Genomic DNA, 26,854 nt, shown 5'->3' on the forward strand with positions numbered 1-26,854 from the left:
TGAACTGGAGTGGGATTATCAGGCTGATAGGGATAGTGCTGTTCTTCTATGGGAGAAGCCGGCGAGAATTATCGATGCACCAAGCAGCACAAGAGACATGTGGAGAATGGGGAGGTCCCGGGGGGACCATCCACCTCCAGCCATCATGAGGAGTGCCGCGGATGAGAAGAGAATCAGAAAGAACCCCATCAGATGGGGTACAGTATTTTTCATGTTCATATCCTTTTTAAAGGGAACAGAGTCCATCTGAATACCTCATACCTATCTGAGGAGGTTAAACATAAAAATTTTTTGAAAAAACAATAAAAATGTGGTTATTAAATCACTGAAACCGCATCCATCATTGCAATGAACAAAAAGAGTCATTTTACAGGTTACATGTGTCCCTGACCCTTCATCCGATTCATCTGTGTAACGTGAGGACACAAAGCTTATATACTGTTTACCACACAGTAATGTGCACAACACATAACAGTGTAGTATGAGGGTCATGAGATGGGTGGCATATGTGAAAGATTCGAAAAGGAAATCAGACGCGGGGCCATACAGCTCGCAGTGGTCTGCCTCCTTGAAAGGGAACTTTACGGCTATGAAATTGTTAGAAAACTCAAAGAATCAGGGTTCAGGGTCGAGGAGGGAACCATCTACCCCCTCCTGAGGAGACTCGAGGGGGAGGGAATCCTCAAAAGCAGCTGGATGACAGGTGAGGCAAGGCCCAGAAAATATTACAGAATCACGGATTACGGTAAGAAGGTCAGAAAGAAATGGCTTGAATTTTTCAGGGCAGTGAACCAGGCCCTCAATGAAATTGAAACCACAATGGAGGAATATCAATGAATAAACTTGATGAATTCATAGAAAGGGCAACCCTGAGACTACCCCCAGAGGAAAGGGAGGAGGTTGCCCGTGAACTCAAAACCCACATACTTGACAGTGCAGAGGCAATAGCCGCATCAAGAAAAACCGATGTCACCGAGGAGGTGATAGCCGAGGCCCTGGAGAGGATGGGCCCAGCAGAGAAAATAGCAGAGATGTACCCCTCAGAGAGGAAATGGAAACCTGGAAAGATCGTGGAGTCAGGAATCTGCGCAAGGTGCGGTACCTGTGCCGTTATATGCCCCAACAATATCATATCCTTCGACGGACGCCCAGAGCTCAGAGAGGAGTGCCTCAGAAACGGCCACGGTATGTGCTTCGAGGTATGCCCCAGGGTCTCCTCAGACGGTTACCAGATCAGCATAAGGGAGAAGTTCCAGGAAAAGGTCTACCATGGAAGGGGACCCATCAGGGGCCAGGACGGTGGCGTGGTGACATCATTCCTCAAACACCTCCTTGAGAAGGGTGAAATCGACGGCGCCATAGTCGTGGGTGACGAACACTGGAAACCTGTATCACTCCTTGTGCAGACCGCAGAGGACCTTGAGGAAACAAGCGGGTCAAAGTACAGCATATCCACCCTTGAAGCACTGAGAACAGCCGGAGAACTCGGAATTGAGAGGGTGGCAGTTGTTGGGCTTCCCTGCCAGATAAACGGCCTCAGGAAACTCCAGTACTTCCCCTACCTTGCAAAGCATGACCTGGAACTTGGAAGAAAGGGCAAACCCGTGAAACTCCCCGAGATACGTTACCTCATAGGCCTCTTCTGCACCGAGAAATTCGAATATGGCAACCTCAGAAAGGTGCTGAGGGAAAATGGTATCAGAATGGAGGACGTTGAAAAATTCAACATCAGAAGGGGTAAGCTTGAGGTTGACCTCGGCGATAGGAAGGAAACCCTGAACCTCAGGGACATCAGGATCTCAGAGGGCTGCAGATCCTGCAGGGACTTTGACGCTCACCTTGCAGACGTCTCTGTGGGCTCCGCTGGAAGCCCCGAAGGCTACTCAACCATCATAGTGAGAACCAGGAGGGGCGCTGAAATAGCCGATGCAGTTGAACTCATGGAGGGTGCAGACACCGCAAAAATAGAGAAGATGAGGGACCTGAAACTCAAAAGATTCCAGAGGGAACTTGAGAGAAGAAGAAAGAGTGGTGAATACATCTCCTTCTACTGGACCTCAGATTACCCTGGTGTATCCAGGAGGGCCGATGGCACCTACTTCATAAGGGTCAGGGCCCGGCCATCAGGCTGGTACAGCCCCTCAGAGGTGAAGGAACTTGTCAGGATCGCCGAAAAATACGGTGCAAGGATCAAGGTCACCAACAGGGGATCCCATGAGCTCCACGATGTGAGTGGCTTTGACGTTGAGGACGCCGTTACTGAACTCAACTCAGCAGGGCTCCTCACAGGCTCAGAGGGCCCCCTTGTAAGGGCCACACTTGCCTGTCCAGGTAAGGAGAACTGTGGAAGCGGGATCATAGACACCACAGCAATCTGCAGTGCCATAGAGGAGAGGTTCAGGGAGATGCCGGCACCCTACAAGTTCAAGATAGCGGTGAGTGGCTGTCCAAACAGGTGCATGAGGCCCCAGATCCACGATGTGGGCGTCGCCGGTGTTGAATTCCCTGAGACGGTTGAGCAAATCTGTAACGGCTGCGGCAGGTGCTTCGAGGTCTGCAAGGTTGAGGCCATAAGCGTGCGTGGTGAGACATCCTACACCAACCATGACCTCTGCGTTGGCTGCGGTAAATGCATAAGGGAGTGCCCACACACTGCAAGAAGGGCCAGAGAAGAGGGTTACATACTCTACATAGGCGGTAAGGCTGGTAGGGAACTGGTTGAGGGTATAAAGACCCGTGTTGACACTGTTGATGAGATACTGGAATACATAGACGCTGTTATCAGGGTCTACACCAGGTATGCAAGTAAGCCGCAGAGGGAGAGGCTCGCATCAACCATGAAACGTGTCGGTGAAGAAAAGTTCATGGGCGAGGTGAGGAAGCTCATAAAGGAGAGATCACATAACCAGTGAGAAGGAATAAAAAAGGAGGGATCCCAATGGGATCACTCTAACTTCACAGTCTCAAGTATGGAGTCAAATGTTGCGTCATTCTTTGGTCCGCTGTACATGAATGCATAGCCGCTTGTCCTGTTGAGTTTCAGGTACACGAAGACCGTCTGAGTCGTTGAATCGGTGGCCTTCACCATTGCTGCGTTACGCCCGGCGACCTTTATTATGCTGGATGATACAACACCCTCATTGCTGGCCATCTCCTTCCTGACGGTTTCAGGATCCTTCAGGTAGTAACCCGCGCCTGCACTTACCTCTGCAACTGCAAGCTCTGAGGTGCTGTTACCAAGGTAAACTATGACATCCTTGGAGATTCCCACCTCCTTCTTGAAGGCCCCCTGAGCCCCTGCAGGGTCAAGGGTCTCCCATGATGCGGGATACGTGAAGTTCAGTTTTCCGTCAGAGAAGCTCTTATACTGGGGCTCCTCACTCACACAACCAGACACAAGGACCGTTGCAGCCACAAGAAACAGAAATAAAATTTTCTTCATATTCAACCTCCCCTAATTAATTGTTGTCAGGGATATGATTTATAATTTATCCCGGAGCCCACCAACATATAAATAATAGGCCATTGAAAGATCAGAACCTATGGTGTGGGCCAGGTCAGGGTTTTTGGGAACTATATATATACTTCCTCCCCAAAGTATAAACACCCGCATGATTAAAGATTCATGATCTGTAGAATTGATTTTAGGTTGATAACCATGAAGGTAAAGGAATGGTGTATGTTCTGTGGGGAATGTGCAGGTGTGTGCCCACGGAACCTCATAGAGGTCAGGGAGAATTCCCTGAAATTTTCAGAGGACCAGTGTAGGGAATGCAACATATGCATACAGGTGTGCCCTGTTAGGGCCCTTGAGAGGTGATTGAAATGGTAACTGAAGTTGATGTCCTTGTGATTGGCGCTGGACCAGCCGGTTCAACAGCAGCAAAACACGCCGCCATGGGCGGTGCAGGTGTACTCCTCATTGACAAGAAATCAGAGATAGGGGCCCCGAAGAGGTGCGCCGAGGGGGTCTCTGTTGGGGGCCTCGAGTCCCTGGGGATAGAGCCAAACCCCCGCTGGATCACAAAGAAACTTGATGGTGTGCGTCTGGTCTCCCCCAACGGCACAGATGTATGGCTGACCTCAGATAAGGTGGAACTGCCAGAGGCGGGATACATACTTGAGAGGAAGGTCTTTGACAAGCACATGGCAATGGACGCTGCAAGGGCAGGGTCAGAGATAATGGTGAAGACCCTTGCAACCGGTATGGAGAAGACCGGTGACGGGTACCTTGTCAGCGCAGAATGCATGGGAAGGGAGTTTGAGATAAAGGCCAGGATAGTCATCGCAGCCGACGGCCCCGAGTCAAGGGTTGCAAGGTGGGCCGGCCTAAACACAGCCACGAGGCCCAAGGACATGGAGTCAGCGGCCCAGTTCGAGATGGTCGGAGTGGAGATGGAGGACAATAACTGCATCGAATTCTACTTTGGAAGCGTGGCCCCCGGTGGATACGCCTGGATCTTCCCAAAGGGTGACGATATCGCCAACGTGGGCCTGGGGGTTCTCTCAACAGAGACCGATAAGAGCGCCTATGAACACCTAGTTGAATTCGTTGAGTCATGCCCTGCAACAAGGAACGCCCAGCCTGTTGAACTCAACATAGGTGGGGACCCAGTTGGTGGCATGCCAAAGGAACTTGTGGCCGACAGCCTCATGGTTGTTGGGGACGCTGCAGGTCAGGTGAACCCCCTCACAGGTGGCGGAATAATAAGCGGCATGACCGGAGGTATGCTGGCAGGAAGGGTTGCTGCTGCAGCGGTCAGTGAGGGTGATGTCAGCAAAAAGAGGCTCAGTGAGTACGAGAGGCTCTGCCGTGAGGAGATCGGGAAGGAGATAGACAGGTACCTCAAGGTCAAGGACTACATGCTTACACTCAGTGACAGTGAACTAGATTCAATCGCAGAGGCATTCCAGGATGTCGAGTTTGAGAAGGTGAGCACCACAGAACTCGTTAAGAAGCTCATAAAGGTCTCACCAAAGGCCCTCATTAAACTGGGCAAACTCTTCTAATTTTATATTTGGGTGGCAGTGAAGAACCCATTAACTGAAACCTATCCCTTTAATCTATTTCCAGAAAAATTTAGTTAAACTTATCTGATCTGATTTTTTAGAATTCTCCACTGTAAAAAGAAAAGAGCATCTAACCCACCAGAAGCACCGCTATGCATACCAGGTAGAATGCCACAAGAACCCTGTGGTAAAGCAGATCAGCCACCTCCACCATCCGCTCCCTCTCTGTGAAGTTGGATAGATAAAGCGGTACAGTGGCTATGAAGGGTGGGACTATCACAAGGAGGATCTGCAGCATGCTGATGTAACCTCCAGTGTAGCTCCAGGCAAGGAGGACACAGAACAGAACAGAAACCAGGGTTGTCGGGGCCTTTCTCTCCTTGTACATGAGGTATGTGCCCATACCTGCAAGGTACATTAAAATGTAGACCGGGACCGGGACAACGAGGATACCCCCCAGGAGGACAGCGGCGGATGCCAGTCTCAGAACCGTGTTTGTGGCGGTACTCGCTAGTGGTGCGAGGGGGGTGTCCTTCAGTCTGAGGGGTGGGAGTGTGTAGATGAACTGGTTGAGGACCATGAGAAGGAGTATCAGGCAGAATACCGGCTGGATAATATATGCCACCACGGTGGATACCACGAGAAGGACGCCTATAAAAAGCAGGACCTCCCTGGGTTCAACATGGTTCTCTATGAAGGGTCTTCCCCTCTTCATGCGGTCGTTCCTGTCAGTTTCAATGTCAGTGAAGTCGTTAAGTGAATAGAGAGCCCCCCAGAGGAGCGTCACGGTGAAGAGTCCTGAAATGAATCTGATTGGGTCTGCATCTGAGGCATAGGTGAGTGCCAGAAGGTACATGTGGATGTTCTTGGCACACCAGCTCATTCTCGTTGAACGTAGGAGTGTACTCAGCATGATCTCATCTTCTCCAGAACGGTTCTTGGTCTGCATCCATATAATTCTATGTAACGCCTTATCTCTTCCTCATCAGCACCTGAATGGGCCTTTATTATACTTAAGGTTTCAGTTACGGTGTAATCTATCCTTACGGCCATGAAGGGGATCCTGAGGGTGTGGAAGAGCACTGAAGAGAGGATGGGTATGTCAGTGAAGATGTCCATCTTTTTACCCCTGAAGTAGAACCTCCAGGCTGTCTGGAAGATTATGTTCATGTTGCTGAATTTCCTCGTGTTTCTAATGTACTCCAGAATGCATTTCAGGTAGAACTTCAGTGTTTCAGATCCCGCCGTGGCTGTCCACTGACTGAAACCCGTGAACTCTGAGAAATCGTGGCTGTCATGGAACCTGTCAGCAAAGACCACAGCATCAAATTCAGCAAGTTTCCTGTAAAGATCCCCCCTGTTATCTGCACCGAGCTCCGCCTTCATCTCATCTAAGAGGTGCCTGAACACATAATCTGCGTCCACATCCGCTGACTCAAGGTTACACGGCACTTCATATACATCAAGCCCCACCTCCTGGATACCCCTGTAGAGGTTGGCTGATTTACCTGTCCCTGGGGCGCCCACAACATGGAGTATGTTGCCACGGCGCTCCCTGATAACCCCAAGGGCTTCAAGAAGCCTTCTGTAGGACTCCGTCTCAACGAAGACACTGTTATCAGATACCGAGTTCACCTTGTAGTCCATAATAATAATTAATGAAAGGAAACATATAATCTGTTAGGTGATACCATGAACCTCAAGACCCGTGCATTCAATGATGGCGGAAGAATACCCTCCAGGTACACGTGTGATGGTGAAAACATATCGCCACCCCTCTCCTGGGATGGTGTACCTGAGGAGGCCCAATCCCTTGCACTCATATGTGACGACCCCGATGCACCCTCAAAGGTGTGGACCCACTGGGTGATATTCAACATACCCCCCACCACAGGGGGCCTTGACGAGAATGTTCCAGGGATGGGGAGGCTACCTGATGGGTCAGTCCAGGGCTACAACGACTCTGGAACCATAGGTTACAGGGGCCCCTGCCCCCCATCAGGTGTGCACAGGTACTTCTTCAGGCTCTACGCCCTTGACACCATGCTGGACCTTGAACCCGGCGCAAGCAAGGAGGACGTCCTCGAGGCAATGGAGGGTCATGTACTGGCTGAGGCAAGGATAGTGGGGCTCTACAGGAGAGAATAGCTACTTCAATCACTAGAAGTCACTGCAGACCGGAAAGCTGGTTAATACAAAGAAACAAAACTAAATATTGTTGGGAACCCTAAGCTTGGCAGGAAGGGCCTTTATACGGGCAGGTGCACCGATTGCCAGTGACCATGGGGGCACGTTCCTTGTTACAACCGCCCCTGCTGCCACCATTGCACCCTCACCAACCTCGATCCTGGAAAGGAAGGTGGAGTTTGCACCTATGGATGCCCCCTGCCTTATTATGGGGCCCCTGAGTTTGTACTTGACCCTTATGGGGTAACGGTCGTTGGTGAAGCAGGCACAGGGTCCTATGAAGACGTTATCCTCTATGTAACTGTTCTTGGGCAGATACACGTTTGACTGGATGCTGACATTGCTCCCTATCTTTGAGTGGCCCTCAATGACCGTGTTTGTACCTATGAGTACATCATCACCTATGGTCGTCTTCTCCCTTATCAGGACGTTGTGGCCGGTTCTGAGGTTATCGCCTATGGTAACATCATTGTATATCACGGTGTTTGAGCGCAGAAGAGGGTTTTTACCTATAACAGGGGGTTTACTGAACTTCTTGTAGCCATACCCCACTATTATATTCTCACTTTCCCTTTTATAACCCCATTCTTCTTCCTGATCGCCAAAAAGAAGGCTTTTAATGTTTGGCATTTGCCTGTACATCCCCCAACACGGTTTTATTAAAGTTCAGGTACTACCTGGAGATGAAATCCATATCCACTCCTTATATTAAATATTGACCGTATCTATAATATACTTTACTTCATGCAGATCATCCATCATTTAATCAGACCATAAAAAGGTACTTCACCACAGGTGAATAATCCCGGGAAGGATTCTATGGACACAGATGAACTTGCGGTTCTCATAAGGGAGGTCAGATCCGAGATAGGCCATGAGGATACAGAGGTGCGGATAGCAGAGGCCATATTCAATGGGGAAAGGGACGAGCTCCTCATAGTCGCACCTGACCGTTCAGATAAGTCCATCATAATAGGGAAGGGTGGATGGGTTGTGGGCAGGCTACGGGAGAGACTTGGTATCAGGAGGATCCATGTTGAATCAGAGATCGACCTCCTCATGAGGAGGGAAAGGGTTAAATTTGCGCTTGAACGACTGGCTGAACTCAGCGGATCCTTCAGGGTGCTCTCCCTGCTTGAGAAACCATTGAGGAAACGGCTTGAATACCCGGTGGGACTTGACTTTCTCACAGAAAGTGACAGTGCACCCCGCAACTCCATCAGAGAGCCCGACACTGCTGTGGCACTATCAGGGGGTACTGACAGTTCATTTTCACTCATAGCGGCCTTTAATCTTGGTTTAAACTCCGTGGCATTCACTGCTGACCCCGGCACCATAGTACTCCCAGGTCACGTCAGGAGGGTGGTGGATGAGCTCACAGCCTCCCTTGGGGTGAGGCACGAGTACATCAGCATGGATTTCAGTGAATTTCAGAGGGCTGCACTCGAGGGGAGGTTCCACCCCTGCGGCAGGTGCTCATCCATGATTGAGGAAGTCATCATGGAGCAAATAAAGAATGAGGGAATTGATACTGTGATATTCGGTGATCTCCTCTCAACAGGATACGGTTCCCTCCAGGTGACCGATGGTATACTCCGTGTTAATCTACCGGCGCTCTTTGCAGCCTCAAAGCAGGAGCTGAAGTCCGCTGTATCCCCTTATGGTCTCAGGGCCGCTTCAGGGTTTGGCTGTCCCCTTCTGGGGGAGGTCCATCGTAGATATCCTCATATGAGGCGCTACTCAATCCAGAGAGTCCTCAGGGAGACCCGTGCCGGTGTTCTTGAACCCGGAGAGGCCCTGGAACTCGTATGGAGTATCTGCGGCTCCCGGAGAACTAACTGAATATCTTGAGAAGACCGTAGGCTATGAGGAACACACCAACCAGATACCCGACAAGCTGAGGGTATATTATCATCAGTATACCGATGAGTACCGCCAGAAGTCCAACAACCCTTGTTTCAGTTTCGGATTTCATGTAATAACTATATGTCAAAAATGATATATAAAATTTCTGCTCAGTGAGAAAAAATAACCCTTAAAAACCCCTCTAAGACTCCAATATATAAAATTTCTGCTCAGTGAGAAAAAATAACCCTTAAAAACCCCTCTAAGACTCCAATATATAAAATTTCTGGCCACTGGAAAAAAATAACCCTTAAAAACTCCTCTAAGACTCCAATATATAAAATTTCTGGCCACTGGAAAAAAATAACCCTTAGGTTGTCCTCTCAGACTCCACAAAGGCCCTGATATCATCAATGGCCACCCTGACCATCTCAGGTGCCGGTCCACCTGGAACCATCCTCATTCTGACATTCTCAAGTGGATCAAGGGCCCTTCTCACAAGTTCCTGGTCAAGTTCAAGTTTCCTCCCGGTGACCTCAAGGCTCACCTCATCAAGGTACTCTGAATCTATGTCAGAGGGCCCGAGTCCATCAGAAATGGCCCTTGTGACCAGCCTTCCAACTATCCTGTGGGCCACCCTGAAGGGTATGCCGCGCTCCCTGACAAGGATATCTGCAAGGTCCGTTGCGGTTGCAAAGTTGGCCCCTGCAAGTTCAAGTGCCCGTTCCCGGTTAACCCTGATGCCCAGGAGCATCCCCCTCACCACACGGATCATTGACAGTGCCGTGTCGGTGGCCCTCCAGAGGTGGGGTGTGATCTCCTGGAGGTCCCTGTTGTAGGTGTAAGGGAGGGCCTTCATGATTCCAAGTACAGAGAATAGTGCCCCCTGAACCGTGGAGGTCTTTGCCCGGGCTATCTCGGCCACGTCAGGGTTCTTCTTCTGGGGCATTATGGATGATGTTGATGAGAATTCATCAGGGATCTCTATCATACCAAACTCGTAGGTGCTCCAGAGTATCATCTCCTCTGAGATCCTGCTGAGGTTCACCGCCAGCACTGAGAGGTCAAATATTGCCTCTGCTATGAAGTCCCTTGCACTCACCGCGTCCATGGAGTTCCTCATGTAATCAGAGAAGCCCAGAAGTTCCGTTGTGAGTTCCCTGTTTATCGGGAAGGTTGTGGTTGTCATGGCCGCGGAACCCAGCGGGTTGATGTCAATCCTCTTCAGGGTGTCCTGGAGCCTCTCATAGTCCCTTTTCAGGGAGTGGGCATAGGCCATGAGGTGGTGGGCAAGGGTTGTTGGCTGGGCATGCTGGAGGTGGGTGTAGCCAACCATGACAGTCCCTGTGTGCTCAAGTGCCATTTCAGCTATCCTATCAATAAAATCAAGGAGTTCGTGGCTGATTATTTTTATCTTCTCCCTCAGGGCCAGGCGAAGGTCAGTTGCAACCTGATCGTTCCTGGATTTACCTGTGTGCATGAACCCTGCTTCCTCACCTATCCTGGCTGTCACGTAGTTCTCAACAGCCATGTGGATATCCTCCACCGACGGGTCCATGTCAAGGGCCTCAACACCCTCCTCCCTGAGGGTTTCAAGGGCTTCTATGATCTTATCTGCCACTTCCTCAGGTATTATACCCTCATGGGCCAGCATCGTTGTGTGTGCAATGTTACAGTCAACATCCGCCTCGAATATGTGGTGGTCGAATGTGAGGGATGAGGTGAACTCCGCTGCCTCATCCTCCATACCTCTCTTTAACCTGCCAGCCCTCAGGTTCAAGTTTCCACCTATTCCCTGTTTTTCCATTCGGTGTATCCGCATTTACCGCAGGCGTACCTGTCCCCATGGTCAGCCATGAAGACACCGTTTGAGCATCTCACACAGAAGGGGTTCTTCCTTACGAGTTTATCCCCCTTTACCTCGTAGAGTTCGAACTTCTTCATCTATTCTTCCTCCTCTTCCTCTTGTGCCTCTGTGTTCTTCTTTATGACGTGTTCAGGTTCTATCTCGGTGAGTTTATCCATTGAATCATATATCTTGGCGTACCCTGAGGCCCTTGGCTCGCCGAATCCCTGGTCGATCTTGTCGACCACAAGGAGGTCCTTATCGGCGTCGAGCATTGCGACGAGTTTGTTCTTAACATCAAGGACCTTTGGTGTTGATTCACCCTCATATAAGCATTCGAACCTTATCTCCTTTCTATTTAAGAGTGGGTTTTCCTTTTCCTCGATTATTCTGATCTCCATTCTATGCCTCCTCAAAGTTTTTTATGAGTTCTTCAGCTCTTTTCCGTGTTTCGATGGCCCTCACCAGCACAACACCCTCATCTGGCTGTCCATAAAGGATGACGGTGTCTGCTGGGGCCATTAAGATTGATGGTAAAACAGCCAGGTCCTCCTCTCCATCAACGACTATCATGAAGCGTTCACCGGCTCTGGCCCCATCTATGGCCTTTTTGATGGAGTTCCAGAGGTCCTCTGTTATGGTACCTGGCGGGTTTGTGGATCTGATAATGGTTGCTGTGTCATTGAATTCATGGTCAGAATCCCTTCTCTGGATCCTGTTATCTATTATGCTGATGTCCGGTTTCAGGCCATGCTCCAGTGCATTGCGTGTTGTGACATCACCAACCGTTATGAGAAACGAATCCCCCACGTCAATGTTTCTGAAGGATTCGTGGAGCTCTCCAAGGGGTTTCTTGAGCTCTGCCCTGAGTTTTCCCGGTAGAATGTACACTATCTGACCCTCAGTGCGTATTCACCAGGAAGTTTTATATCCAGTTCCCTGGCTATGTCTGATTTCTCTGGATCTATGATTATGAGCAGTCCGCTCCAGTTGGTGGATGCTGGAACATTGCAGACCGGGCAGCGTTCGTCGCTGGTGATTCTCTTACACCTTGTGCATGCCTTCTCAGTCATTTTTTACTCTTCCTCTTCTCTTCTTCAATCCATTCGAATTTACCAAGACCGGGCTGCCTCATGGTGAGCCCAACCTTCACGCCCTCTCTTCGGCCCTTGAGGCTCAGGGCGACTATCCTTGCCCTTACAAGGTCGCCCTCATCCAGGCGTTTACCTGTCTCCTTACCTGTGAGGGAGCCCTTCTTGGCATCATAGGTTATGTAATCGTCCGTCACCTGTGAAACGTGCACAAGACCGTCCACCGGTCCAATGCGCACGAATGCTCCGAACTCTGCAATCTCTATTACCTCGCCCTCAACGATCTCATGGAGTTCTGGTTTGAAGAAGAGGGCTGTGAATGTCACCTCATGGTAGGCAGCGCCGTCACCCATTATGACCTTTCCGATTCCTATGTCCTCTATTTCCTTTACGGTTATCATCTGGCCGAGGTTCCTGTCCATCCTTCCAACGTAGGTTTCGTTGAGAACCTCTATGGCAACCTCCTCCAGTGGCTCCTCAAAGCGGTCTGGAGGTATTCTGACTGTATCAACAATTTTTGTTATATAATACAATGGGATCCCCCATTAAAAAGATTACTCCATACATTTCTCTCTGTAGAGTTCTATGGAGTGGTTTACGGCTTCAAGTGCCTTTTCGGCGCCCTCCCATCCAATTATCTCTGTCTCCTTACCTTCAAGGTTCTTGTAGACCTGGAAGAAGTGTGCTATCTCCTTCAGGATGTGTTCGGGTAGGTCTGATATATCATTAACATCACTGTAGTGGGGGTCCTCCACGGGCACCGCCAGGATCTTGTCGTCCTGGTCCCCACCATCGATCATCCTGAGAAGGCCTATGGGTCTTGACTCTATGATGCATCCAGGGAACGTTGGTTCATCCATGAGTACCATGATGTCCATGGGGTCGCCGTCATCATAGAGAGTCCGGGGTATTATACCGTACTCTGCAGGGTAGAATACCGGTGAGTAGAGAACCCTGTCAAGTGCGAATGCCTCAAGGTCCTTGTGGTATTCATACTTGTTCCTTGAACCCCTAGGTATTTCAACAACTGCATATACTACCTCTGGTACTGATGGTCCAGGTTCAATATCCTTCCACAGATTCATAAAAAACCTCCTATTCATATATGCCCATCAACTGCAAGATATTTTTTCTGCCTCAGGTACACCACGGGTATGCCCTGTGACCTCGCCCTTTCCCTGAGCTCCCGGTCAGCGGTGCAGAGCACGTCTGAGATCCTGAGAAGCGCATCGTCAACAGATTCGCCCTCAAGGAGTTTCTCATCAACCACCCTGAATGGTGGTCTTCGTGCCAGTGCAAGGCCAATGGAGGCGGCTATCCTTGCATCACCACCTGAATGCCTCCTTATACCCTCAAGTTCCCCTATCACAAAGGAGGGGACAAGGAGCTCATGGGTCGGGAAGAGTCTCCGGAGCTCAGATACTATGTCGACCCTGAACTGGTGGGGTATCATAAAAAATTGGTGTCTATAACCACCCTACTTGATGATACCATATCCTATCAGCCTCCATCTTGCTCCAACCCTTCTTGATAGGGCTATCCTCTGACCCTCCTCTGCGCAGGCGGGTAGTTTCAGGACGATGTCAGCGTCATCAGCCCTCGCTGATTTAACAACACCCACGGTGGTTGTGGTACCCACGTTTATCATCAGGGGCTCCCCTGTCTTTATGGGCTCCACCTTGGTCTCCTCCTTGGTACCCACGACCCTCTCAAGGAGGTGGGTCTCCATGGTGAAGGAGTGCCTCACAGGTGGCAGGGTGCCGGGTTCACCGGCCACTGAACCTGAAAGTGAATCTGCCTTGGTCAGTGAGGGGTCAAGGAGGGTTCCGACACCCACAAGGCCCCCGGGACCAACCTCGTCCATCTCCTCTCCCCCTGCCACAAGACCTGTGATGGTGGAGTGGAGGCTCATCCAGGACTGTTTACCGTCCTTTTTAACCTGTATGCCGGGTTTTATCTCTATCTCATCCCCGACCCTGAATTTACCCTGGACAAGTGAGCCACCTATAACCCCACCTGCAAGGTGTTCAGGGTCAACCCCTGGCTTGTTTATATCAAAGGACCTGGCCACGTACATCCTGGCAGGCTTATCAACATCCCTTTCGGGTGTTTTGATTTTTTCCTCAATTGTCTCAATGAGAATGTCAATGTTGGCGCCCTGCTGTGCAGATACAGGTATTATAGGTGCATCCTCGGCACATGTACCCTTCACGAATTCCTTGATCTCCCTGTAACTCTCAAGGGCCCTTTCCCTGGAGACTATGTCTATCTTGTTCTGGACAACGATAACATCCTTAACCCCTATCACATCCAGGGCCATTAGGTGCTCCTTTGTCTGGGGCTGGGGGCATGGCTCATTGGCGGCTATTACCAGTATGGCGCCGTCCATGAGGGCGGCTCCAGAGAGCATGGTTGCCATGAGTGTTTCATGTCCCGGTGCATCCACAAAGGATACCTTTCTCAGAAGCTCTGTCTCTGTGCCGCACCTCTCACAGATCTCTGCAGTTGTGTAGCACATGGGGGCTTCACACTGGGGGCACTTCCTGAAGGTTATGTCAGCATAGCCCAGACGGATTGATATGCCCCTCTTGGTTTCCTCACTGTGGGTGTCTGTCCAGACACCTGAAAGGGCCTTTGTAAGGGTTGTTTTACCATGGTCCACGTGCCCCACAAGACCAATGTTTATTTCAGATTGATTTTTCACGGATTACACCTATAAAATCTTTTATTATTCCTCATCGGCGCCAAGGAGCTCTTCAAGTGGCTTCTCACCCTTTTGGATGACCACGGTGTTTATCTGTACTATGTCCTCTGATACAGTGTTTCCCCTGAATGTTTTCCTTCTCCTTTCACCCTTACGTGCAGGTTTGTATCCCACGCCACCTGATACAAGGCTTCTAACTCTCCTTGCACCTGGTACTGTCTTTTTCATAGGGAAACCGTTCTTATCGCTTCCACCTGTGATTTTCAGTTTGTATCCCTTGAGGCCTATTACTGAACCATCGAATTCGTCCCCTATTGTGAGGCCAATGAGGGCCTTTGATTCTGATGGTTCTACCTCCATCTGGACACTTTTCTCCTTATCTGAAATCACAACCTTAAATGCCAATATATCTCCTCCTTTCTTCAATTAAAATGGTGCCTTCATTCCCCAGTCAGGATTCTTCTTCCGCTTGATCTCAGCTATCCTCTCCAGAAGATCAAGTTCTTCCTCTGTGAGATCCCCTGAGAGTTCATCCACCAGTATCCTGTAGTGGTTCTCGGGTATGTCAACGTAGAGCGTGTCGCCCTCATTGATTGTCTTCCCGTAAACGGCGTCCTTGATTGCCATTGCGACCTTCTGGCCGCGTGATGCCGATTTGAGGTTTTTACCCTTATCCTGCATGCTTTCAACGGTACCCACAGTTTCTCCTTCCTCGTTCATGAGGGGGTAATCCTGCTTTATGACACCTGCAAGGACCTCAACACCCCCAATTGCCGGTTTGCTCTGCCTGAAGACAAGTTTCGGGATGAGCCTTATGCTTGCAGGTTTTATAATCGCATCCATCCACCTTTTCTTCTTCTCTTCCTCAATGGCCCTGACCCATTCCTCATATTCTTCCATGAGCCTGTAGATGACGTTCCCCTGGAAGAGTTTGATGTCTGAGTTCTTGAGTTCCTGGGCCGCTGATGGGATCACCTTCACGTTGAAGGCTATTATGGCCCCGTAGACCCTTTTCTCCTGGAGGGATATCCCTGCATTCACAACGTCCCTCCTTGAAACGTCCCCAATGTCAGCCACCTTGATGGGGACATCCATGTCCCTCAGTATCTTCACCACTGCTTCAAGGGACCCCAGGGTATCGGCCTTTACAACCACACCCGCCTCGTCGGTGTCTATCTTGATGTCCTCTATTTCACTTAGTATCTCTTCTCTGACCTTCTCTGGATCCGTCACCACACGGAGGGGTGAACCCGCCATTACATCGTCGATGTCAGGTGCCACGATCTTTATACCTGCAGCAGCCACCACCTCGTCCACCTTCTGGAACCTCTTCCTGGACTCCCTCATCTCCTCGAGGGGTCTGGGTTTGAGAAGTGACCTTATCCTGGTGGATATGACATCCGTTGACGTCATCATGGCGATGGTGTCGTTCTTATGGAGTATGCCGTCATAGATAACAGCGTCAATGGTCATCCCTAAACCTGTCTCCTCCTTAACCTCAAGGATGGTTCCCCTGGCAGGGGAATCCTCCTCAATCTTCAGCTGCTCCCTGAGGTACTGCTGTGCAAGTCCCATGAGCATGGTGAGGAGTTCAGGTATTCCCTCTCCGGTCACCGCACTTATGGGTATTATGCTGACCTGTGAGGCGAAGTTGGTTACCCTGTCGAACCTCTCTGATTCGAAGCCCTCCTCGTGGAGTTTGCCCACAAGTTCATAGACCTTTGTGTCCAGTTTCTGCTGGACCTGAATGTCCTGTTTGCTGAAGGTCTCCATGAAGGGTCGGCCCTCATGGGCCCTCCAGCCGTGGATCTTGTCTATCTTGTTTGCAGCCACCACGAATGGTGTCCTGTACATCTTCAGGATATTGAGGGCCTCCTGTGTCTGGGGCTTGAATCCCTCATTCATATCAACGATGAGTATTGCAAGGTCTGCAAGGGCCCCTCCACGTTTACGGAGGGTTGTGAACGCTTCATGGCCAGGGGTATCTATGAAGAAGAGTCCTGGCAGCGTCTCCCTGATTGAGAATTTTTTAAGGAAATCTCCGCATATGTTTTCAATGACATCCATGGGTATCTCTGTGGCCCCTATGTGCTGGGTTATACCGCCCGCCTCCCTTGCGGCAACTGCACTGCCCCTTATATGGTCAAGGAGGGTGGTTTTCCCGTGATCCACATGTCCGAGTACTGAAACTATGGGTGATCTGATCTTCATTGAAATCTCCGCGTTCATTCCTCGTATACCATTTCCCTGTCAGGCATCTCGTAGCTGCAAATTTCTGATTCCTTAAAGAAAAGTTTAATCTCCCTCTCAGCTGATTCTGGAGAATCTGAGGCATGGATTATGTTTCTACCTGTTTCAAGGGCGAAGTCTCCCCTGATTGTTCCAAGTTCTGCCTCTGCAGGGTTTGTTGCGCCCACCATCTTCCTTATGATGGAGATGCAGTCCTTACCCTCTATGACCATTGCAAGGACTGGTGCTGATGTTATGTAGTCCACAAGGTCCCTGAAGAATGGTTTTTCCCTGTGTTCCTGGTAGTGTTCCATTGCAAGGTCTTCCGGGATCTGGAGCATTTTGGCAGCGACTATCTTGAGTCCCTTATCCTCGAAGCGGGATATTATCCTTCCTGCGAGGCGCCTCTTTACTGCGTCAGGTTTTAGCATTACAAAGCTTTTTTCCATCATTTTTTAACCCATTTAACTTTTCTTGGAACCCTTCCCAGTTTGATCATGTTTTTCTCGCATTTGCTGCTGCAGAAGAAATAGATTGTGCCGTCCTTCTTAACGTACATCTTTCCTGTACCTGGCTCTATTTCTTCATGGCAGAATGAACAGACTCTCATTTACAAACACCTGCCTGATCAGGGGGTCCTGATTTCCTTTGCCTCTCTGATTGTGTCAAGGAGCATCAGGATATCGCCTTCCCTTATTGGACCCATGACGTTCCTTGTGAGTATCCTTCCCTTATCTCTTCCATCAAGGATTCTGCACTTGACCTGCATTACCTCTCCAGTCATGCCGGTTCTCTTCAGAACCTCAATAACCTCTGCTGGAGTTGCTTCCTCCATTAAACCACCTTTATATTAAATTGAAGGTGAAAGGCTTTTTCTGCCTTTCATCTATTTTTTAAGTTCTTCAACCTTTTCTATTATTTCGTTTATGAGGTCCTCGGCGTCGCCGGCTTCAACTATGGCTGCTGATGCTGTGCCGACGTTGAGACCTGCGGCTGCACCCAGTTCATCCTTGGTTGGAAGGTATATGTATGGTATTTCCTTTTCCTCTGCAAGGAGTGGGAGGTGAGCCACGATTTCGGCTGGTTCAACGTCCTCAGCTATAAGTACGAGCTGTGCGACTCCCCTTTCAACTGCCTTGGTAACCTCGTTTGTACCCTTTGATATCTTACCTGTTTCCCTGGCTATTTCAAGTGCCTCTGCGGCCTTGTCAGCCAGTTCCTTTGGTACATCAAATTTCACATAGATTGCCTTTGCCATGTTATTTACCTCCTTTTTCATCTGGTTTTTCTACCATCCATCGGTAATTACACCAATCTGGACAACTAATCCAAATTATGGATTAACATGAGGTGGGTAGTACCCTTTATATGTTCTCTGTATATAAAACTTGCTGGATACAGATTTTCATCAGAAATCGTACTTAGATTAATCCCGGATAATCCAGTTAGACACCCAGGAAAACAAGGATTAAATAAAATTGTGGGCTCATCACATATAAAGTTTTGCCGCAGGCAAAAAGGGAATGAATGATGGATGTATGTGAGAATTACATCCTCTTAGCTGCCAGTTCAATGTCAGAAGCCTTAACAGTTTTTCTTCCAGCATGTTTTGCAAGTTTAACTGCGTTTAGTGCTATCTCTTCACCTTTGGCTTCAAGGACTTTTGCAAGGGCTTCCCTTGCATCATCACTTACCCTCTCTGCACCGGCATTCTTTATTATTCTTCCAATTGGAGCTATTGGCAATTCCATAATTAACCACCTCATTTTATGTAATATAATCTATTCATATTATCCTATATAAATATATCGCTAATCTAGAGGTCTCTCTGGCTCATTGATTGGTTCATGTGGCACCTAAACAGAATCAGTATATTCACAAGTGGCTGGAGGGTGAGAGATTAACCTCAGAGTGTTCTAATGAAAAATAGAAAAACTTAAAACAGAAAAAATATTCATGGAAAATTAAATGTTTATTATGCCCTCTTTCTCCTTATAACGGACCTCAGCTGGTTTATATCGGGTTCAACCTCAACTGGTTCAGTTGAAGCCCTTATGGCGGTGTCAGGATCCTTAAGTACGTGACCTGTTACAATGCAGACCACGCGCTCGCCCCTGTCAATGACACCCTCATCCACCAGTTTCAGCAGGCCTGCTATGGATGCTGCAGACGCCGGTTCAACACCTATACCCTCCCTCCTGGCAAGGAGTTTCTGGGCAGATAGTATCTCCTCATCGGTCACTGTCTCGGCATATCCATCTGACTCATAGATGGCCCTCAGGGCCTTGAGGTAACTCACAGGCGCCCCGATCCTTATGGCGGTCGCAACCGTCTCAGGGTTCTTAACAGGGTCAATCTCCATTTTACCCTTCCTGAAAGCATCAACTACTGGTGCGGCACCCTCTGCCTGTATACCTGTCATCATTGGCCTCTCCTCAATGAACCCTGCCCTGTGGAACTCTGAGATACCCTTCCATATGGCTGATATGTTCCCTGCGTTACCAACCGGGAGGATGATGCGGTCCGGGGACTCCCAGCCAAGGTCATCCACTATCTCAAAGCCTATGGTCTTCTGCCCCTCAAGCCTGAAGGGGTTGACCGAGTTGAGGAGGTAGAGCTCCCCCATGAGGGCAAGTTCCGTTACCGCCTCAAGGGCCTCATCGAAGTTTCCCCTGACAGATAAAACCTGGGCACCATGGAACATGGCCTGTGCAAGTTTGCCGAGGGCAACCTTACCTGAAGGGAGGAGTACCACGCAACCGAGACCAGCCCTTGCTGCGTAGGCTGCGAGGGAAGCGGAGGTATTGCCAGTTGAGGCACATCCCACCGTATCAACGCCCAGTTCAACGGCCTTTGTGATACCGACACTCATACCCCTGTCCTTGAAGCTACCTGTGGGGTTGGAGCCCTCCACCTTCACGTATAGTTCAATGCCGAGTCCCCTGCCAATGTTATCGCACCTCACAAAGGGTGTTCCGCCCTCATCAAGGCTCACTATCTTTGAGGGGTCCACAGGCATGAATTCCCTGTACTTCCACATGTTCTGCCTTCTGCAGCTGAATGTGTCCCTTGAAACCTCGACTTCACATTCAACCTCCAGCACTGACCCGCATTCACTGCAGGTGTATATGATCTCGTTTAGTTCATACTCCTTACCGCATGATATGCACCTTATCACATAGTCACCATCCATTGAATGTATTATCAGAATAAATTGTGGGGGGTCCTTTCCTTGGACACCACCTATATTGATGTCTTTATGTAGTTGTAGATTCCCAGTGTCAGGTTCGCCTCAACGAATGCCGCCACCACAAGGAACAGAACCCCTATACCAAGGAGCATTAGGGACTCCTGAAGCTCATCCAGGTTCCTCTCAAAGAAATAAACCAGTCGTTCCATGAAGGACCCGTACCATGTCTCGGTGAATAGATCACTGAAGAAGTGGTAGGTGAAACTTGCAAGCCTGAAACCAGCCGCACCTGCAATTATGAGCCCTGGAATCTCAAATATTCCATGGGGGGCCGTCAGGATTATGAAGTCCCCCAGTGGGGCCTGTGAAGCAAAGAACCCTATAAAAAGGCCGTTTATTATAAGGAACAGTGCCGTGAAAACCCCCAGGAGCAGACCACCCCCGTAGATGAGCAGGGCGGCCTGGAGGTTGTGAAGGAATATGGAAACTGTTGAGAGTTTCAGTTCACCCTCTGCTATGCTCCTTCTGAATTCGTCCATCATTGGCTTCAGTAGCGACTCGATGGCCCCTGAGAAAGCGTATCCTGCAAAAAGGGATATGAGGAACAGGAAGGTTGAGGCCAGAAGGAAGGTCTCATTGCTCCTCATAAGGTAAGCCAGTATCCCCTCATACCTTTTCTTCTTCATTTTACCCCTCAAGCACCCTCCCCGCAGTGGAAAGGGCCTTCTTTCTTTTCCTGGAAAGTTCCTCAAAGAACTTCCTTATGAACTCTGCAGTATTATTTTTGCACTCCCCACACATAAGTGTACCGTTTCTGCAGGATTCATAGATCTCCTCAAGTTCAGGGTCAGAGTCAGACATGTGGTAGAGGAGGGTCTCATAGATTATACAGTCCTCGGGAACACCTCCAAGTTCCCTCTGCTCCTTCAGTGTCTCCCTTCCACCTGTCTTGGCATTCCTTATCTTCTTCTCAGCCTCCTCAGGGCTATCACTAAGGAATATTGCAGATTTTGGCCTGCTGCTTGACATTTTACCACCGGTAAGACCCCCCATGAACCTGTGATAGCTTGATGATGGCAGGATGAATCCGTACTTCTCCCTGAATCTCCCGGCTATGTCCCTTGTGAGCCTTATGTGGGGGTCCTGGTCCGGACCCACAGGGACGACGGTGGGCTTGGGGCCGCCCAGCTCCTCAAGCTGGGGGTGGAGTATATCTGCCACCTGTATTATGGGTGCATACATATGGGCCATGCTTGTTGATCCTGTGAAGCCATATATGGCCCTCAGTTCATTGAAGTTGACCTTCCCTGCCAGGACATAGGCAAGGTCCTCCACCATGAGGTTCTCTGACTGGAGGTAGACGTGTATGTTGTCCTTTGTGAGGTCAAGTCCCAGTGCAATGTAGCCTGCAATGTACTCCTCGATGGCTATCCTCCTTGAGGTCTCAAAGTCGATGCCCCTTGCAGAGTAGGCCTCCATGTCGGCTATTGGTATGAATATCTCGGCACCCACTTTATCGTACCACCTGAGCTGGTCCACGATCATCTTGTGGCCTATGTGCATTCTACCGCTTGGCATCATCCCTGTTACCACTGCAAAGTCACTGCCACTCCTTATGGCCTCAAGTATCCTGCCGTAGTCCCTGTGACCGAAGACTATACCCCTCCTCATGAGCCAGCTGGGTTCAGGTACATCATCGAGGACTTCACTGAATGGCCTTACACCGAATTTTTCAATAAGATCCATGTATTCAAGGTTTGCTGATCCCCACGGGTCTATCAATCATATCACCTGCACTTATGGTCTTATCCAGTCAACGAGGTAGTAGGTTACATCCTCCTCATCGTCCAGGAAGGCCAGGAGGAGCTTCTTGTTCACCCCATGGGCCACCCTGACGTAACTTGAAAAGTCCAGGGCATGGATGGTGTCATTCTCTGATATAACCCTCACAAGGTATGCTGAGTGTGTCCTGCCCGGGGCCCCTCCCCTCTCATACAGTCTGAACTCTGCACCGTACTTGAACCCTGTCTTGACGATGTAACCCCTGTTCCTCAGGTCCCTGTAGACCAGGTACTTGCTGTAGAGGCCCCTTTCAGCCAGGAGTGATATGAATTCCTCCATTGAGACCTCATCGTCGTCCCTCTTAAGTGTGAGTTTACCCCTCTCCATGAGGTGTGCTGCCTCAATCAGTGAAATCTGCAGCCTGTCCTCATAGAGTTTACCGTAGTGGCTCTTGCCGTGCAGCCTCCTTGCATCCGAGTCCGGTTTTATGGTTACAACCTCGTCTCCCAGCTGTCCCTCCATCTATAAACCCCTCTAATTTATGGAATATGCGCAGATAATCTGTTCTGGAGATTAAGGCATGTCTGGAAGGGAATCCATCAGGACAAGGTAATGCCTCTCCTTAAGATCCCACTCCAGAGAAGAACCCTACTCAATAATGGCATGCCTCTCCTTAAGATCCCTCTCCTTCTTTCCAAGGATTGCCATGAACTCTGCTATGAGCCCATCCAGGAAGAGGTGGGTGCTGTCCTCGAAGAGTGTTCCCATTGGTGTGAGGTCATCATAGTCGCCCCTTAAAACACCGGAGGTGTAGTACTTCCAGGCCTCCTTTGTTTTGCTTGGTATCCATATTACAACGTCGCTGTGCTCTGTCAGCGTTGACTGGGGAGTTGCTGTTACCGCGATGACCGTTGCCCCAACCGACTTTGACGTGGTGGCTGCCAGTGTGACTGTCTTTGTTTCACCTGACCCTGAAATGGCAATCAGGCAATCCTCATCACTTATTGCAGGTGTTGTAACGTCTCCCACAACGTAAACCGTGAACCCAAGGTGCATGAGCCTCATTGCAAAGGCCTTTCCAACAAGCTCCGACCTCCCTGTGCCCACAATGAAAACGGCCCGGGCATCCATTATCCTGGTTATCATCTGCTCAAGTTCAGACTCTTCAACCTTTTCTATGGCGTTTATGGCATGTTCAGTTATCTTATGGACAGTGTTTTTGAGTATCTCCATTTCAATCAACTTTATATTATTTCTATCATTCTGGCAGGTTCGTAATCCTTATACCCGCATTCCTAATCCTGTTTTTGATGTTGAGGTTTATAAGCAGAGGTGTTATCTTCTCAATGACCCTCGCATTTTCAAGGCCACCGCAGTCAATGGCCCTCACACCATCTATCTTCTCTGCGAGTTCAGATGCGAGATCGAGGGCATCCCTGTGGTCAGAGGCAATGAGGCAGTCACAGTCCACGGGTCCTGTTATGTCAAGGAGGGCTGATGCGCTTATATTGTTGAATGCCGCCGCTACCCTTGTGCCCTGATCCTCAAGGAACCTTGCAGCCCTTTCGGCAGCTGAGCCATCCCAGAGGTCAATGTAACGCACCGCTGAGCCCCCAAGGCAGCTGTCAATGGGGACTGTGGCATCTATGAGCACCTTGCCCTTAATTGCCTCCTTAACTGAGCCCAGTGTGGCCATCTGCGCCTGCAGTGGAACTGTCAGGATTGCCACCTCAGCCTCCTCGGCGGCCTCAGCATTTGTGGCGCCCTTAACCTTGAGGTCATCCCTTTCAGCAATTTCAAGGACCTTCTGAGCTGCACTGACAGCTTTTTCAGCGTCCCTTGAACCTATGATTACTTCTTCTCCTGCTAATGCAAGTCTCAGGGCAAGTCCAAGGCCCTGGTCACCTGTTCCACCAAGAACTGCGATCTTCATAATATCACCATGGTTAACTTTCTCAGACATGATTACTAATCAATAACCTTCCTAAGGAATTCAATACTCCTCTCAACCTCACCGGGTGTTTTAACCTCAACCGTGAGAATACCCCTGTAACCGATCCCCCTTAAACCTTCAATAATGGCTCTGAAATCCAGTGCACCGTCGCCGAGGGCATCGTGGCTGTCAACCTCGCCGTTGTTGTCGGAGAGGTGGACGTGTCCCACCCTCAGGGACACCATCTCCCCTTCACTGTAACCCATGGTTGCTGCGTGGGCAGCGTCCAGTGTCACCTGGATTTCAAGTTCCTCTGCAACCCTCCATAGATCCTCAAGTTCCCTTAGAAGGGGACCCTCAAGGCGGGGCATGTTCTCAGGGTAGATCCCGGTACCCCTGTCCTCTGCATATTCAGATATCACTGAAAGCGATTCAAGGTTATGCTGAACTATGAGGTCCCTGTGGGGTCTTCCAAGGAAGGGGACAGTGCCCGGGTGCACGACAACCACCTCGGAGTCCAGTTCAACTGCAAGGTCAACCGCGGATTTAATCTCAGATATGGACGCCTCCCTGATCCCCCTGTTGAGGGATGCTATGTTTATGTCCGAGATGGGTGCATGCACCGTGAAATCAAGGCTGAAGGAGTCAGCCACCTCCAAGTCATCCAGGGGGTACTCGTAGATTATCTCACAGCAATCTGCCCCTGCATCCTCAATCCAGGTGAGCATCTCCTCCAGTGAAAGCGGGGAGAGTGCAAGTGTTGAGACACCTATCCTCATCCAGATCACCTAGGCCTCAGGCCGCACCCTTGCCCTCACAGGTATGTTGTGCTTCACTGCCTCCATGATTATATCTGCAAGTTCTATGTCCCTTCTGAGCTTTATGGTGCCCTTCTTACCCACCGTCGCTGTGAAGAGGTACTCGTCCTCAACCAGTATGTCGAATGATACGCCCACGGCATCCCTGCCAAAGTTGAGGACCACGTAGTTTCCTGCAAGTTCCACCGGAACCTCAACGGTCTCCTCAAGTTCCCTCTCCTCAAGTGGCTCAACACCGATACTTATACCGATGTTCTTCTCGATCTCCTCGATGGTCTTTCCCTTCTTGCCGATTACCTGGGGGATGTACTTCTCCTCTATCCAGACCTTTGCCCTTTCATCGGATTCAAGTTCAACCCTGACCCTTGCACCGGGTAGCCTCTTGCGGAACTCCCTCTCGATTTCCCTTTCGGCTATCCTGTGGGCCGAGGGTTTCCGTCCACCAGGGGATGCCTTTGAGACATCCATGACTATCGTCTGCTCACCGTAGGTGTAGATCTCATGCATGAGCTCCCCTGACTCAAGGTCCCTTATCTCTATGACAGGCCTTGCAAGGTCGGCCTCCTGCATACCCGTCGGGACCTTAACAGTGAGGGATACGTCGTAGACAGCCTTCACCTCGCCGTCCTCAATGAATATAGTTGTGTCAACCACCGAGGGTATCACACCAAGCTCCACCCTGCCCAGGATCCTCTGTATGGCATCTATGGGTCTTGTGGCATGGACAACCCCAACCATGCCCACACCTGCAAGCCTCATATCCGCGAAGATCCTGAAGTCGCGGGTCTTCCTTAGCTCATCATAGATGGTGTAATCGGGCCTTACAAGGAGCAGTATGTCGGCGGTCTTCTGCATATCCCGTTCGATGGGCGCGTACTGGGTTATCTCGTCACCCACCTGGAGGTCCCTGGGGGACTCCATGGTCTTCACAACCGCCCTCATCTCCCTGCTGTAGAACTCTGCCACGGCCTGGGCAAAGGTACTCTTACCTGCCCCAGGCGCCCCTGCTATGAGGACACCCTTGGCAGTGTCCCTCAGCCTATCAATCAGCCTCTCTGAGAGCCTGTAGTCCTTCAGGGAGACCCTGGCAACCGGCCTCACGGCGGTTATCTCGAAGGCCTCTGAGAAGGGCGGCCTTGCTATTGATATCCTGTACTCCCTGAACTGGACCACAGTGGCGCCCTCCATCTCTATCTCAATGAAGCTTTTGAAGTCGCTCTTGGCCCTTTCAACTATCTCACGGGCCATCCTGTTTATATCGGCATGTTTGAGCGGCTTGCTGTCTATTTCAACCAGCCTTATTTTCCCTGGCCGCCCCTTCTTGGCCATTGGCACAACGTTCTCCTTGAGGTGCACCGACATGGTGTAATCATCAAAGTACTTGCTTATCTCAAGTTCCTCATATTCCAGGACCTCGGGTTTAATGTAGAAGACGTCAAGTCCCTGGGCCTTCCCGACCTCTGCCTGCACCCTGTCGCTGGTTATGAGGAGCGCATCGTACTCCCTTGCGGTTGCCCTTATCATGGCGTCTATCTCACCGCCCCTTGAGAGTGAGATCTCATCCACTGTGGGGCGGCGCCCTACAAAGATCATCGATATTATGTTCTCCTTGTGGAACTTCTGGAGGTTCTTCAGCTCCTCAAGGCCATTGAAGCCGGTTTCCCTTCCACGGTTGGCCTGGTATTCAAGTTCAGATACAACTGCCTCGGGCACTATCACCTCGCTGCCCCTGAACTCCTCCTCCTGCACTATGCCGGTGATACGCCCATCAACTATAACACTTGTATCTGGAACGATCTTCATCTAACCATCTCCATATATTTCATCAGGATCAAAGACCCTTACGGCGTCCTCCCTGACCCTGAGTTCATCCCCATCAATGCTGCGGTAGAAGCAGGAGCGGTAACCTGTATGGCAGGCGCCTCCCTCCTGTTCCACCTTCAGCACAACTGCGTCGGCGTCACAGTCCACAAGGACGTCCTTAACACGCTGTAGGTGTCCAGAACTCTCACCCTTGAGCCAGAGTTTCCCACGGGAGGTGCTCCAGTAGTGGGCCAGCCCTGTCTCCAGTGTCCTCTCGAGGGCCTCACGGTTCATGTAGGCCACCATGAGGACCTCTCCTGTCCTGTGGTCCTGTGCCACTGCAATTATGAGGTCCTCGCCATTGATATTATGTCTGAAATTTAAAATGTTAACATCTCCTTGATTTATTCTTTTAT

Annotated in this window: 37 protein-coding genes; 6 read left to right on the forward strand and 31 right to left on the reverse strand. The window is 50.1% G+C overall.

Translation table 11 applies throughout. The features are described from left to right. Positions 1-18: 18 nt before the first annotated feature. Positions 19-246 carry a hypothetical protein gene (locus tag FVF72_RS00895; protein ID WP_147670957.1) on the reverse strand — a complete coding sequence of 76 codons (228 nt, stop codon included), beginning with the start codon at positions 244-246 and terminating at the stop codon, positions 19-21. A 249-nt stretch (positions 247-495) separates the two neighbouring features. Between FVF72_RS00895 and FVF72_RS00900 the strand changes: the two genes are divergently transcribed. Together FVF72_RS00900 and FVF72_RS00905 are read left to right on the forward strand one after the other, a co-directional pair. Further along, entirely contained in the window at positions 496-837 is a 342-nt protein-coding gene (locus tag FVF72_RS00900; RefSeq protein ID WP_048175196.1) for a PadR family transcriptional regulator, read from the forward strand. Beyond that, positions 834-2,912: a Coenzyme F420 hydrogenase/dehydrogenase, beta subunit C-terminal domain gene (locus FVF72_RS00905; RefSeq protein WP_147670958.1), complete on the forward strand. Its 2,079-nt coding sequence runs from the start codon at positions 834-836 to the stop codon at positions 2,910-2,912. Before FVF72_RS00900 ends, FVF72_RS00905 begins: the two co-directional genes overlap by 4 nt. 32 nt (positions 2,913-2,944) lie before the next feature. Here FVF72_RS00905 and FVF72_RS00910 read toward each other — a convergent pair whose 3' ends face one another. Then, positions 2,945-3,442: a hypothetical protein gene (locus FVF72_RS00910; protein ID WP_242451170.1), complete on the reverse strand. Its 498-nt coding sequence runs from the start codon at positions 3,440-3,442 to the stop codon at positions 2,945-2,947. Positions 3,443-3,658: 216 nt separating this feature from the next. Here FVF72_RS00910 and FVF72_RS00915 point away from each other — a divergent pair, with 216 nt between their 5' ends. Both FVF72_RS00915 and FVF72_RS00920 read left to right on the forward strand, forming a co-directional pair. After that, positions 3,659-3,820 carry a 4Fe-4S binding protein gene (locus FVF72_RS00915; RefSeq protein ID WP_013295546.1) on the forward strand — a complete coding sequence of 54 codons (162 nt, stop codon included), beginning with the start codon at positions 3,659-3,661 and terminating at the stop codon, positions 3,818-3,820. A 5-nt stretch (positions 3,821-3,825) separates the two neighbouring features. Next, a complete protein-coding gene (locus FVF72_RS00920) occupies positions 3,826-5,010 on the forward strand; it encodes an NAD(P)/FAD-dependent oxidoreductase (protein WP_147670959.1) in 1,185 nt (394 codons plus the stop codon). Positions 5,011-5,140: 130 nt separating this feature from the next. Here FVF72_RS00920 and FVF72_RS00925 read toward each other — a convergent pair whose 3' ends face one another. Both FVF72_RS00925 and FVF72_RS00930 read right to left on the reverse strand, forming a co-directional pair. After that, positions 5,141-5,923, reverse strand: a complete 783-nt coding sequence (locus FVF72_RS00925) for a UbiA family prenyltransferase (RefSeq protein ID WP_147670960.1) — start codon at positions 5,921-5,923, stop codon at positions 5,141-5,143. Beyond that, positions 5,917-6,657 carry an ATP-binding protein gene (locus tag FVF72_RS00930; protein WP_255503756.1) on the reverse strand — a complete coding sequence of 247 codons (741 nt, stop codon included), beginning with the start codon at positions 6,655-6,657 and terminating at the stop codon, positions 5,917-5,919. Before FVF72_RS00930 ends, FVF72_RS00925 begins: the two co-directional genes overlap by 7 nt. Before the next feature lie 45 nt (positions 6,658-6,702). Between FVF72_RS00930 and FVF72_RS00935 the strand changes: the two genes are divergently transcribed. Then, the gene (locus FVF72_RS00935; protein WP_147670961.1) at positions 6,703-7,158 is read left to right on the forward strand and encodes a YbhB/YbcL family Raf kinase inhibitor-like protein; all 456 of its coding nucleotides are present in this window, start codon (positions 6,703-6,705) and stop codon (positions 7,156-7,158) included. Positions 7,159-7,218: 60 nt separating this feature from the next. Here FVF72_RS00935 and FVF72_RS00940 read toward each other — a convergent pair whose 3' ends face one another. After that, positions 7,219-7,839, reverse strand: a complete 621-nt coding sequence (locus tag FVF72_RS00940) for an acyltransferase (RefSeq protein ID WP_147670962.1) — start codon at positions 7,837-7,839, stop codon at positions 7,219-7,221. A gap of 177 nt (positions 7,840-8,016) precedes the next feature. On the opposite strand from FVF72_RS00940, the gene FVF72_RS00945 reads away from it, so the two are divergent. Beyond that, positions 8,017-9,039 carry an ATPase gene (locus FVF72_RS00945; protein ID WP_147670963.1) on the forward strand — a complete coding sequence of 341 codons (1,023 nt, stop codon included), beginning with the start codon at positions 8,017-8,019 and terminating at the stop codon, positions 9,037-9,039. On the opposite strand, the gene FVF72_RS00950 is transcribed toward FVF72_RS00945, so the two are convergent. From FVF72_RS00950 to hisI, 26 genes are all read right to left on the reverse strand, one after another. Beyond that, positions 9,032-9,172 carry a DUF3096 domain-containing protein gene (locus FVF72_RS00950; RefSeq protein ID WP_171770393.1) on the reverse strand — a complete coding sequence of 47 codons (141 nt, stop codon included), beginning with the start codon at positions 9,170-9,172 and terminating at the stop codon, positions 9,032-9,034. The two genes, FVF72_RS00945 and FVF72_RS00950, sit on opposite strands and share 8 nt — an antisense overlap. A 240-nt stretch (positions 9,173-9,412) precedes the next feature. After that, the gene (argH, locus tag FVF72_RS00955) at positions 9,413-10,822 is read right to left on the reverse strand and encodes an argininosuccinate lyase (protein ID WP_147670965.1); all 1,410 of its coding nucleotides are present in this window, start codon (positions 10,820-10,822) and stop codon (positions 9,413-9,415) included. Positions 10,823-10,830: 8 nt separating this feature from the next. After that, entirely contained in the window at positions 10,831-10,986 is a 156-nt protein-coding gene (locus tag FVF72_RS00960) for a 30S ribosomal protein S27ae (protein WP_013295537.1), read from the reverse strand. Further along, a complete protein-coding gene (locus FVF72_RS00965) occupies positions 10,987-11,289 on the reverse strand; it encodes a 30S ribosomal protein S24e (RefSeq protein WP_013295536.1) in 303 nt (100 codons plus the stop codon). Position 11,290: 1 nt separating this feature from the next. After that, a complete protein-coding gene (locus FVF72_RS00970; protein WP_147670966.1) occupies positions 11,291-11,779 on the reverse strand; it encodes a GTP-dependent dephospho-CoA kinase family protein in 489 nt (162 codons plus the stop codon). Further along, positions 11,779-11,961 carry a transcription elongation factor subunit Spt4 gene (spt4, locus tag FVF72_RS00975; protein WP_013295534.1) on the reverse strand — a complete coding sequence of 61 codons (183 nt, stop codon included), beginning with the start codon at positions 11,959-11,961 and terminating at the stop codon, positions 11,779-11,781. The genes FVF72_RS00970 and spt4 overlap by 1 nt, the downstream gene beginning before the upstream one ends. Continuing rightward, positions 11,958-12,503, reverse strand: a complete 546-nt coding sequence (gene rpoE, locus FVF72_RS00980) for a DNA-directed RNA polymerase (protein ID WP_171770409.1) — start codon at positions 12,501-12,503, stop codon at positions 11,958-11,960. The genes spt4 and rpoE overlap by 4 nt, the downstream gene beginning before the upstream one ends. 30 nt (positions 12,504-12,533) lie before the next feature. Continuing rightward, positions 12,534-13,064: an inorganic diphosphatase gene (locus FVF72_RS00985; RefSeq protein WP_048175187.1), complete on the reverse strand. Its 531-nt coding sequence runs from the start codon at positions 13,062-13,064 to the stop codon at positions 12,534-12,536. A gap of 14 nt (positions 13,065-13,078) precedes the next feature. After that, positions 13,079-13,432 carry a PIN domain-containing protein gene (locus FVF72_RS00990; protein WP_013295531.1) on the reverse strand — a complete coding sequence of 118 codons (354 nt, stop codon included), beginning with the start codon at positions 13,430-13,432 and terminating at the stop codon, positions 13,079-13,081. Positions 13,433-13,456: 24 nt separating this feature from the next. Beyond that, complete coding sequence (gene eif2g, locus FVF72_RS00995; protein ID WP_147670967.1) at positions 13,457-14,683, reverse strand: translation initiation factor IF-2 subunit gamma; 1,227 nt, start codon at positions 14,681-14,683, stop codon at positions 13,457-13,459. A gap of 24 nt (positions 14,684-14,707) precedes the next feature. After that, a complete protein-coding gene (locus tag FVF72_RS01000; protein WP_147670968.1) occupies positions 14,708-15,088 on the reverse strand; it encodes a 30S ribosomal protein S6e in 381 nt (126 codons plus the stop codon). Positions 15,089-15,109: 21 nt separating this feature from the next. Then, positions 15,110-16,894, reverse strand: coding sequence for a translation initiation factor IF-2 (gene infB, locus FVF72_RS01005; protein WP_147670969.1), 1,785 nt, complete (start codon positions 16,892-16,894; stop codon positions 15,110-15,112). Between the two features lie 14 nt (positions 16,895-16,908). Further along, complete coding sequence (gene ndk / locus FVF72_RS01010) at positions 16,909-17,364, reverse strand: nucleoside-diphosphate kinase (protein WP_048175182.1); 456 nt, start codon at positions 17,362-17,364, stop codon at positions 16,909-16,911. Continuing rightward, positions 17,361-17,522, reverse strand: coding sequence for a 50S ribosomal protein L24e (locus FVF72_RS01015; RefSeq protein WP_013295526.1), 162 nt, complete (start codon positions 17,520-17,522; stop codon positions 17,361-17,363). The genes ndk and FVF72_RS01015 overlap by 4 nt, the downstream gene beginning before the upstream one ends. A gap of 18 nt (positions 17,523-17,540) precedes the next feature. After that, on the reverse strand, positions 17,541-17,747 hold the full coding sequence (locus FVF72_RS01020) for a 30S ribosomal protein S28e (RefSeq protein WP_013295525.1): 207 nt from the start codon (positions 17,745-17,747) through the stop codon (positions 17,541-17,543). A 51-nt stretch (positions 17,748-17,798) separates the two neighbouring features. Next, positions 17,799-18,170 (reverse strand): 50S ribosomal protein L7Ae, encoded by a 372-nt coding sequence (rpl7ae, locus tag FVF72_RS01025; RefSeq protein WP_048176479.1) that lies wholly within the window; start codon positions 18,168-18,170, stop codon positions 17,799-17,801. A gap of 289 nt (positions 18,171-18,459) precedes the next feature. Continuing rightward, positions 18,460-18,663, reverse strand: coding sequence for a histone HmtB (gene hmtB, locus FVF72_RS01030; protein ID WP_013295523.1), 204 nt, complete (start codon positions 18,661-18,663; stop codon positions 18,460-18,462). A gap of 224 nt (positions 18,664-18,887) precedes the next feature. Further along, positions 18,888-20,090 carry a threonine synthase gene (gene thrC / locus FVF72_RS01035; RefSeq protein WP_147671965.1) on the reverse strand — a complete coding sequence of 401 codons (1,203 nt, stop codon included), beginning with the start codon at positions 20,088-20,090 and terminating at the stop codon, positions 18,888-18,890. A 65-nt stretch (positions 20,091-20,155) separates the two neighbouring features. Then, complete coding sequence (locus FVF72_RS01040) at positions 20,156-20,788, reverse strand: stage II sporulation protein M (protein WP_147670970.1); 633 nt, start codon at positions 20,786-20,788, stop codon at positions 20,156-20,158. Position 20,789: 1 nt separating this feature from the next. Continuing rightward, the gene (locus tag FVF72_RS01045; protein WP_147670971.1) at positions 20,790-21,884 is read right to left on the reverse strand and encodes a tryptophan--tRNA ligase; all 1,095 of its coding nucleotides are present in this window, start codon (positions 21,882-21,884) and stop codon (positions 20,790-20,792) included. Between the two features lie 15 nt (positions 21,885-21,899). Beyond that, positions 21,900-22,406, reverse strand: coding sequence for a tRNA-intron lyase (gene endA, locus FVF72_RS01050; protein WP_048175180.1), 507 nt, complete (start codon positions 22,404-22,406; stop codon positions 21,900-21,902). Between the two features lie 126 nt (positions 22,407-22,532). Further along, positions 22,533-23,117: a 6-phospho-3-hexuloisomerase gene (hxlB, locus tag FVF72_RS01055; protein ID WP_147671966.1), complete on the reverse strand. Its 585-nt coding sequence runs from the start codon at positions 23,115-23,117 to the stop codon at positions 22,533-22,535. Positions 23,118-23,142: 25 nt separating this feature from the next. After that, positions 23,143-23,817: an NADPH-dependent F420 reductase gene (npdG, locus tag FVF72_RS01060; RefSeq protein WP_013295517.1), complete on the reverse strand. Its 675-nt coding sequence runs from the start codon at positions 23,815-23,817 to the stop codon at positions 23,143-23,145. Positions 23,818-23,852: 35 nt separating this feature from the next. Then, the gene (locus FVF72_RS01065) at positions 23,853-24,596 is read right to left on the reverse strand and encodes a sugar phosphate isomerase/epimerase (RefSeq protein WP_013295516.1); all 744 of its coding nucleotides are present in this window, start codon (positions 24,594-24,596) and stop codon (positions 23,853-23,855) included. A gap of 9 nt (positions 24,597-24,605) precedes the next feature. Then, entirely contained in the window at positions 24,606-26,438 is a 1,833-nt protein-coding gene (locus FVF72_RS01070) for a PINc/VapC family ATPase (protein ID WP_147670972.1), read from the reverse strand. Next, a complete protein-coding gene (gene hisI, locus FVF72_RS01075) occupies positions 26,439-26,846 on the reverse strand; it encodes a phosphoribosyl-AMP cyclohydrolase (RefSeq protein ID WP_048901185.1) in 408 nt (135 codons plus the stop codon). Positions 26,847-26,854: the final 8 nt, after the last annotated feature.

Source organism: Methanothermobacter sp. KEPCO-1 (genome assembly GCF_008033705.1).
GTDB lineage: Archaea > Methanobacteriota > Methanobacteria > Methanobacteriales > Methanothermobacteraceae > Methanothermobacter > Methanothermobacter marburgensis.

Bases quoted from the DNA above. Each gene is read 5' to 3' on its own strand.
- FVF72_RS00895 (WP_147670957.1), bottom strand. From the start codon at position 246: ATGGACTCTGTTCCCTTTAAAAAGGATATGAACATGAAAAATACTGTA.
- FVF72_RS00900 (WP_048175196.1), top strand. From the start codon at position 496: ATGGGTGGCATATGTGAAAGATTCGAAAAGGAAATCAGACGCGGGGCC.
- FVF72_RS00905 (WP_147670958.1), top strand. From the start codon at position 834: ATGAATAAACTTGATGAATTCATAGAAAGGGCAACCCTGAGACTACCC.
- FVF72_RS00910 (WP_242451170.1), bottom strand. From the start codon at position 3,442: ATGAAGAAAATTTTATTTCTGTTTCTTGTGGCTGCAACGGTCCTTGTG.
- FVF72_RS00915 (WP_013295546.1), top strand. From the start codon at position 3,659: ATGAAGGTAAAGGAATGGTGTATGTTCTGTGGGGAATGTGCAGGTGTG.
- FVF72_RS00920 (WP_147670959.1), top strand. From the start codon at position 3,826: ATGGTAACTGAAGTTGATGTCCTTGTGATTGGCGCTGGACCAGCCGGT.
- FVF72_RS00925 (WP_147670960.1), bottom strand. From the start codon at position 5,923: ATGCTGAGTACACTCCTACGTTCAACGAGAATGAGCTGGTGTGCCAAG.
- FVF72_RS00930 (WP_255503756.1), bottom strand. From the start codon at position 6,657: ATGGACTACAAGGTGAACTCGGTATCTGATAACAGTGTCTTCGTTGAG.
- FVF72_RS00935 (WP_147670961.1), top strand. From the start codon at position 6,703: ATGAACCTCAAGACCCGTGCATTCAATGATGGCGGAAGAATACCCTCC.
- FVF72_RS00940 (WP_147670962.1), bottom strand. From the start codon at position 7,839: ATGTACAGGCAAATGCCAAACATTAAAAGCCTTCTTTTTGGCGATCAG.
- FVF72_RS00945 (WP_147670963.1), top strand. From the start codon at position 8,017: ATGGACACAGATGAACTTGCGGTTCTCATAAGGGAGGTCAGATCCGAG.
- FVF72_RS00950 (WP_171770393.1), bottom strand. From the start codon at position 9,172: ATGAAATCCGAAACTGAAACAAGGGTTGTTGGACTTCTGGCGGTACTC.
- FVF72_RS00960 (WP_013295537.1), bottom strand. From the start codon at position 10,986: ATGAAGAAGTTCGAACTCTACGAGGTAAAGGGGGATAAACTCGTAAGG.
- FVF72_RS00965 (WP_013295536.1), bottom strand. From the start codon at position 11,289: ATGGAGATCAGAATAATCGAGGAAAAGGAAAACCCACTCTTAAATAGA.
- spt4 (WP_013295534.1), bottom strand. From the start codon at position 11,961: ATGACTGAGAAGGCATGCACAAGGTGTAAGAGAATCACCAGCGACGAA.
- FVF72_RS00985 (WP_048175187.1), bottom strand. From the start codon at position 13,064: ATGAATCTGTGGAAGGATATTGAACCTGGACCATCAGTACCAGAGGTA.
- FVF72_RS00990 (WP_013295531.1), bottom strand. From the start codon at position 13,432: ATGATACCCCACCAGTTCAGGGTCGACATAGTATCTGAGCTCCGGAGA.
- infB (WP_147670969.1), bottom strand. From the start codon at position 16,894: ATGAAGATCAGATCACCCATAGTTTCAGTACTCGGACATGTGGATCAC.
- ndk (WP_048175182.1), bottom strand. From the start codon at position 17,364: ATGATGGAAAAAAGCTTTGTAATGCTAAAACCTGACGCAGTAAAGAGG.
- FVF72_RS01015 (WP_013295526.1), bottom strand. From the start codon at position 17,522: ATGAGAGTCTGTTCATTCTGCCATGAAGAAATAGAGCCAGGTACAGGA.
- FVF72_RS01020 (WP_013295525.1), bottom strand. From the start codon at position 17,747: ATGGAGGAAGCAACTCCAGCAGAGGTTATTGAGGTTCTGAAGAGAACC.
- rpl7ae (WP_048176479.1), bottom strand. From the start codon at position 18,170: ATGGCAAAGGCAATCTATGTGAAATTTGATGTACCAAAGGAACTGGCT.
- hmtB (WP_013295523.1), bottom strand. From the start codon at position 18,663: ATGGAATTGCCAATAGCTCCAATTGGAAGAATAATAAAGAATGCCGGT.
- FVF72_RS01040 (WP_147670970.1), bottom strand. From the start codon at position 20,788: ATGAAGAAGAAAAGGTATGAGGGGATACTGGCTTACCTTATGAGGAGC.
- endA (WP_048175180.1), bottom strand. From the start codon at position 22,406: ATGGAGGGACAGCTGGGAGACGAGGTTGTAACCATAAAACCGGACTCG.
- hxlB (WP_147671966.1), bottom strand. From the start codon at position 23,117: ATGGAGATACTCAAAAACACTGTCCATAAGATAACTGAACATGCCATA.
- npdG (WP_013295517.1), bottom strand. From the start codon at position 23,817: ATGAAGATCGCAGTTCTTGGTGGAACAGGTGACCAGGGCCTTGGACTT.
- FVF72_RS01065 (WP_013295516.1), bottom strand. From the start codon at position 24,596: ATGAGGATAGGTGTCTCAACACTTGCACTCTCCCCGCTTTCACTGGAG.
- FVF72_RS01070 (WP_147670972.1), bottom strand. From the start codon at position 26,438: ATGAAGATCGTTCCAGATACAAGTGTTATAGTTGATGGGCGTATCACC.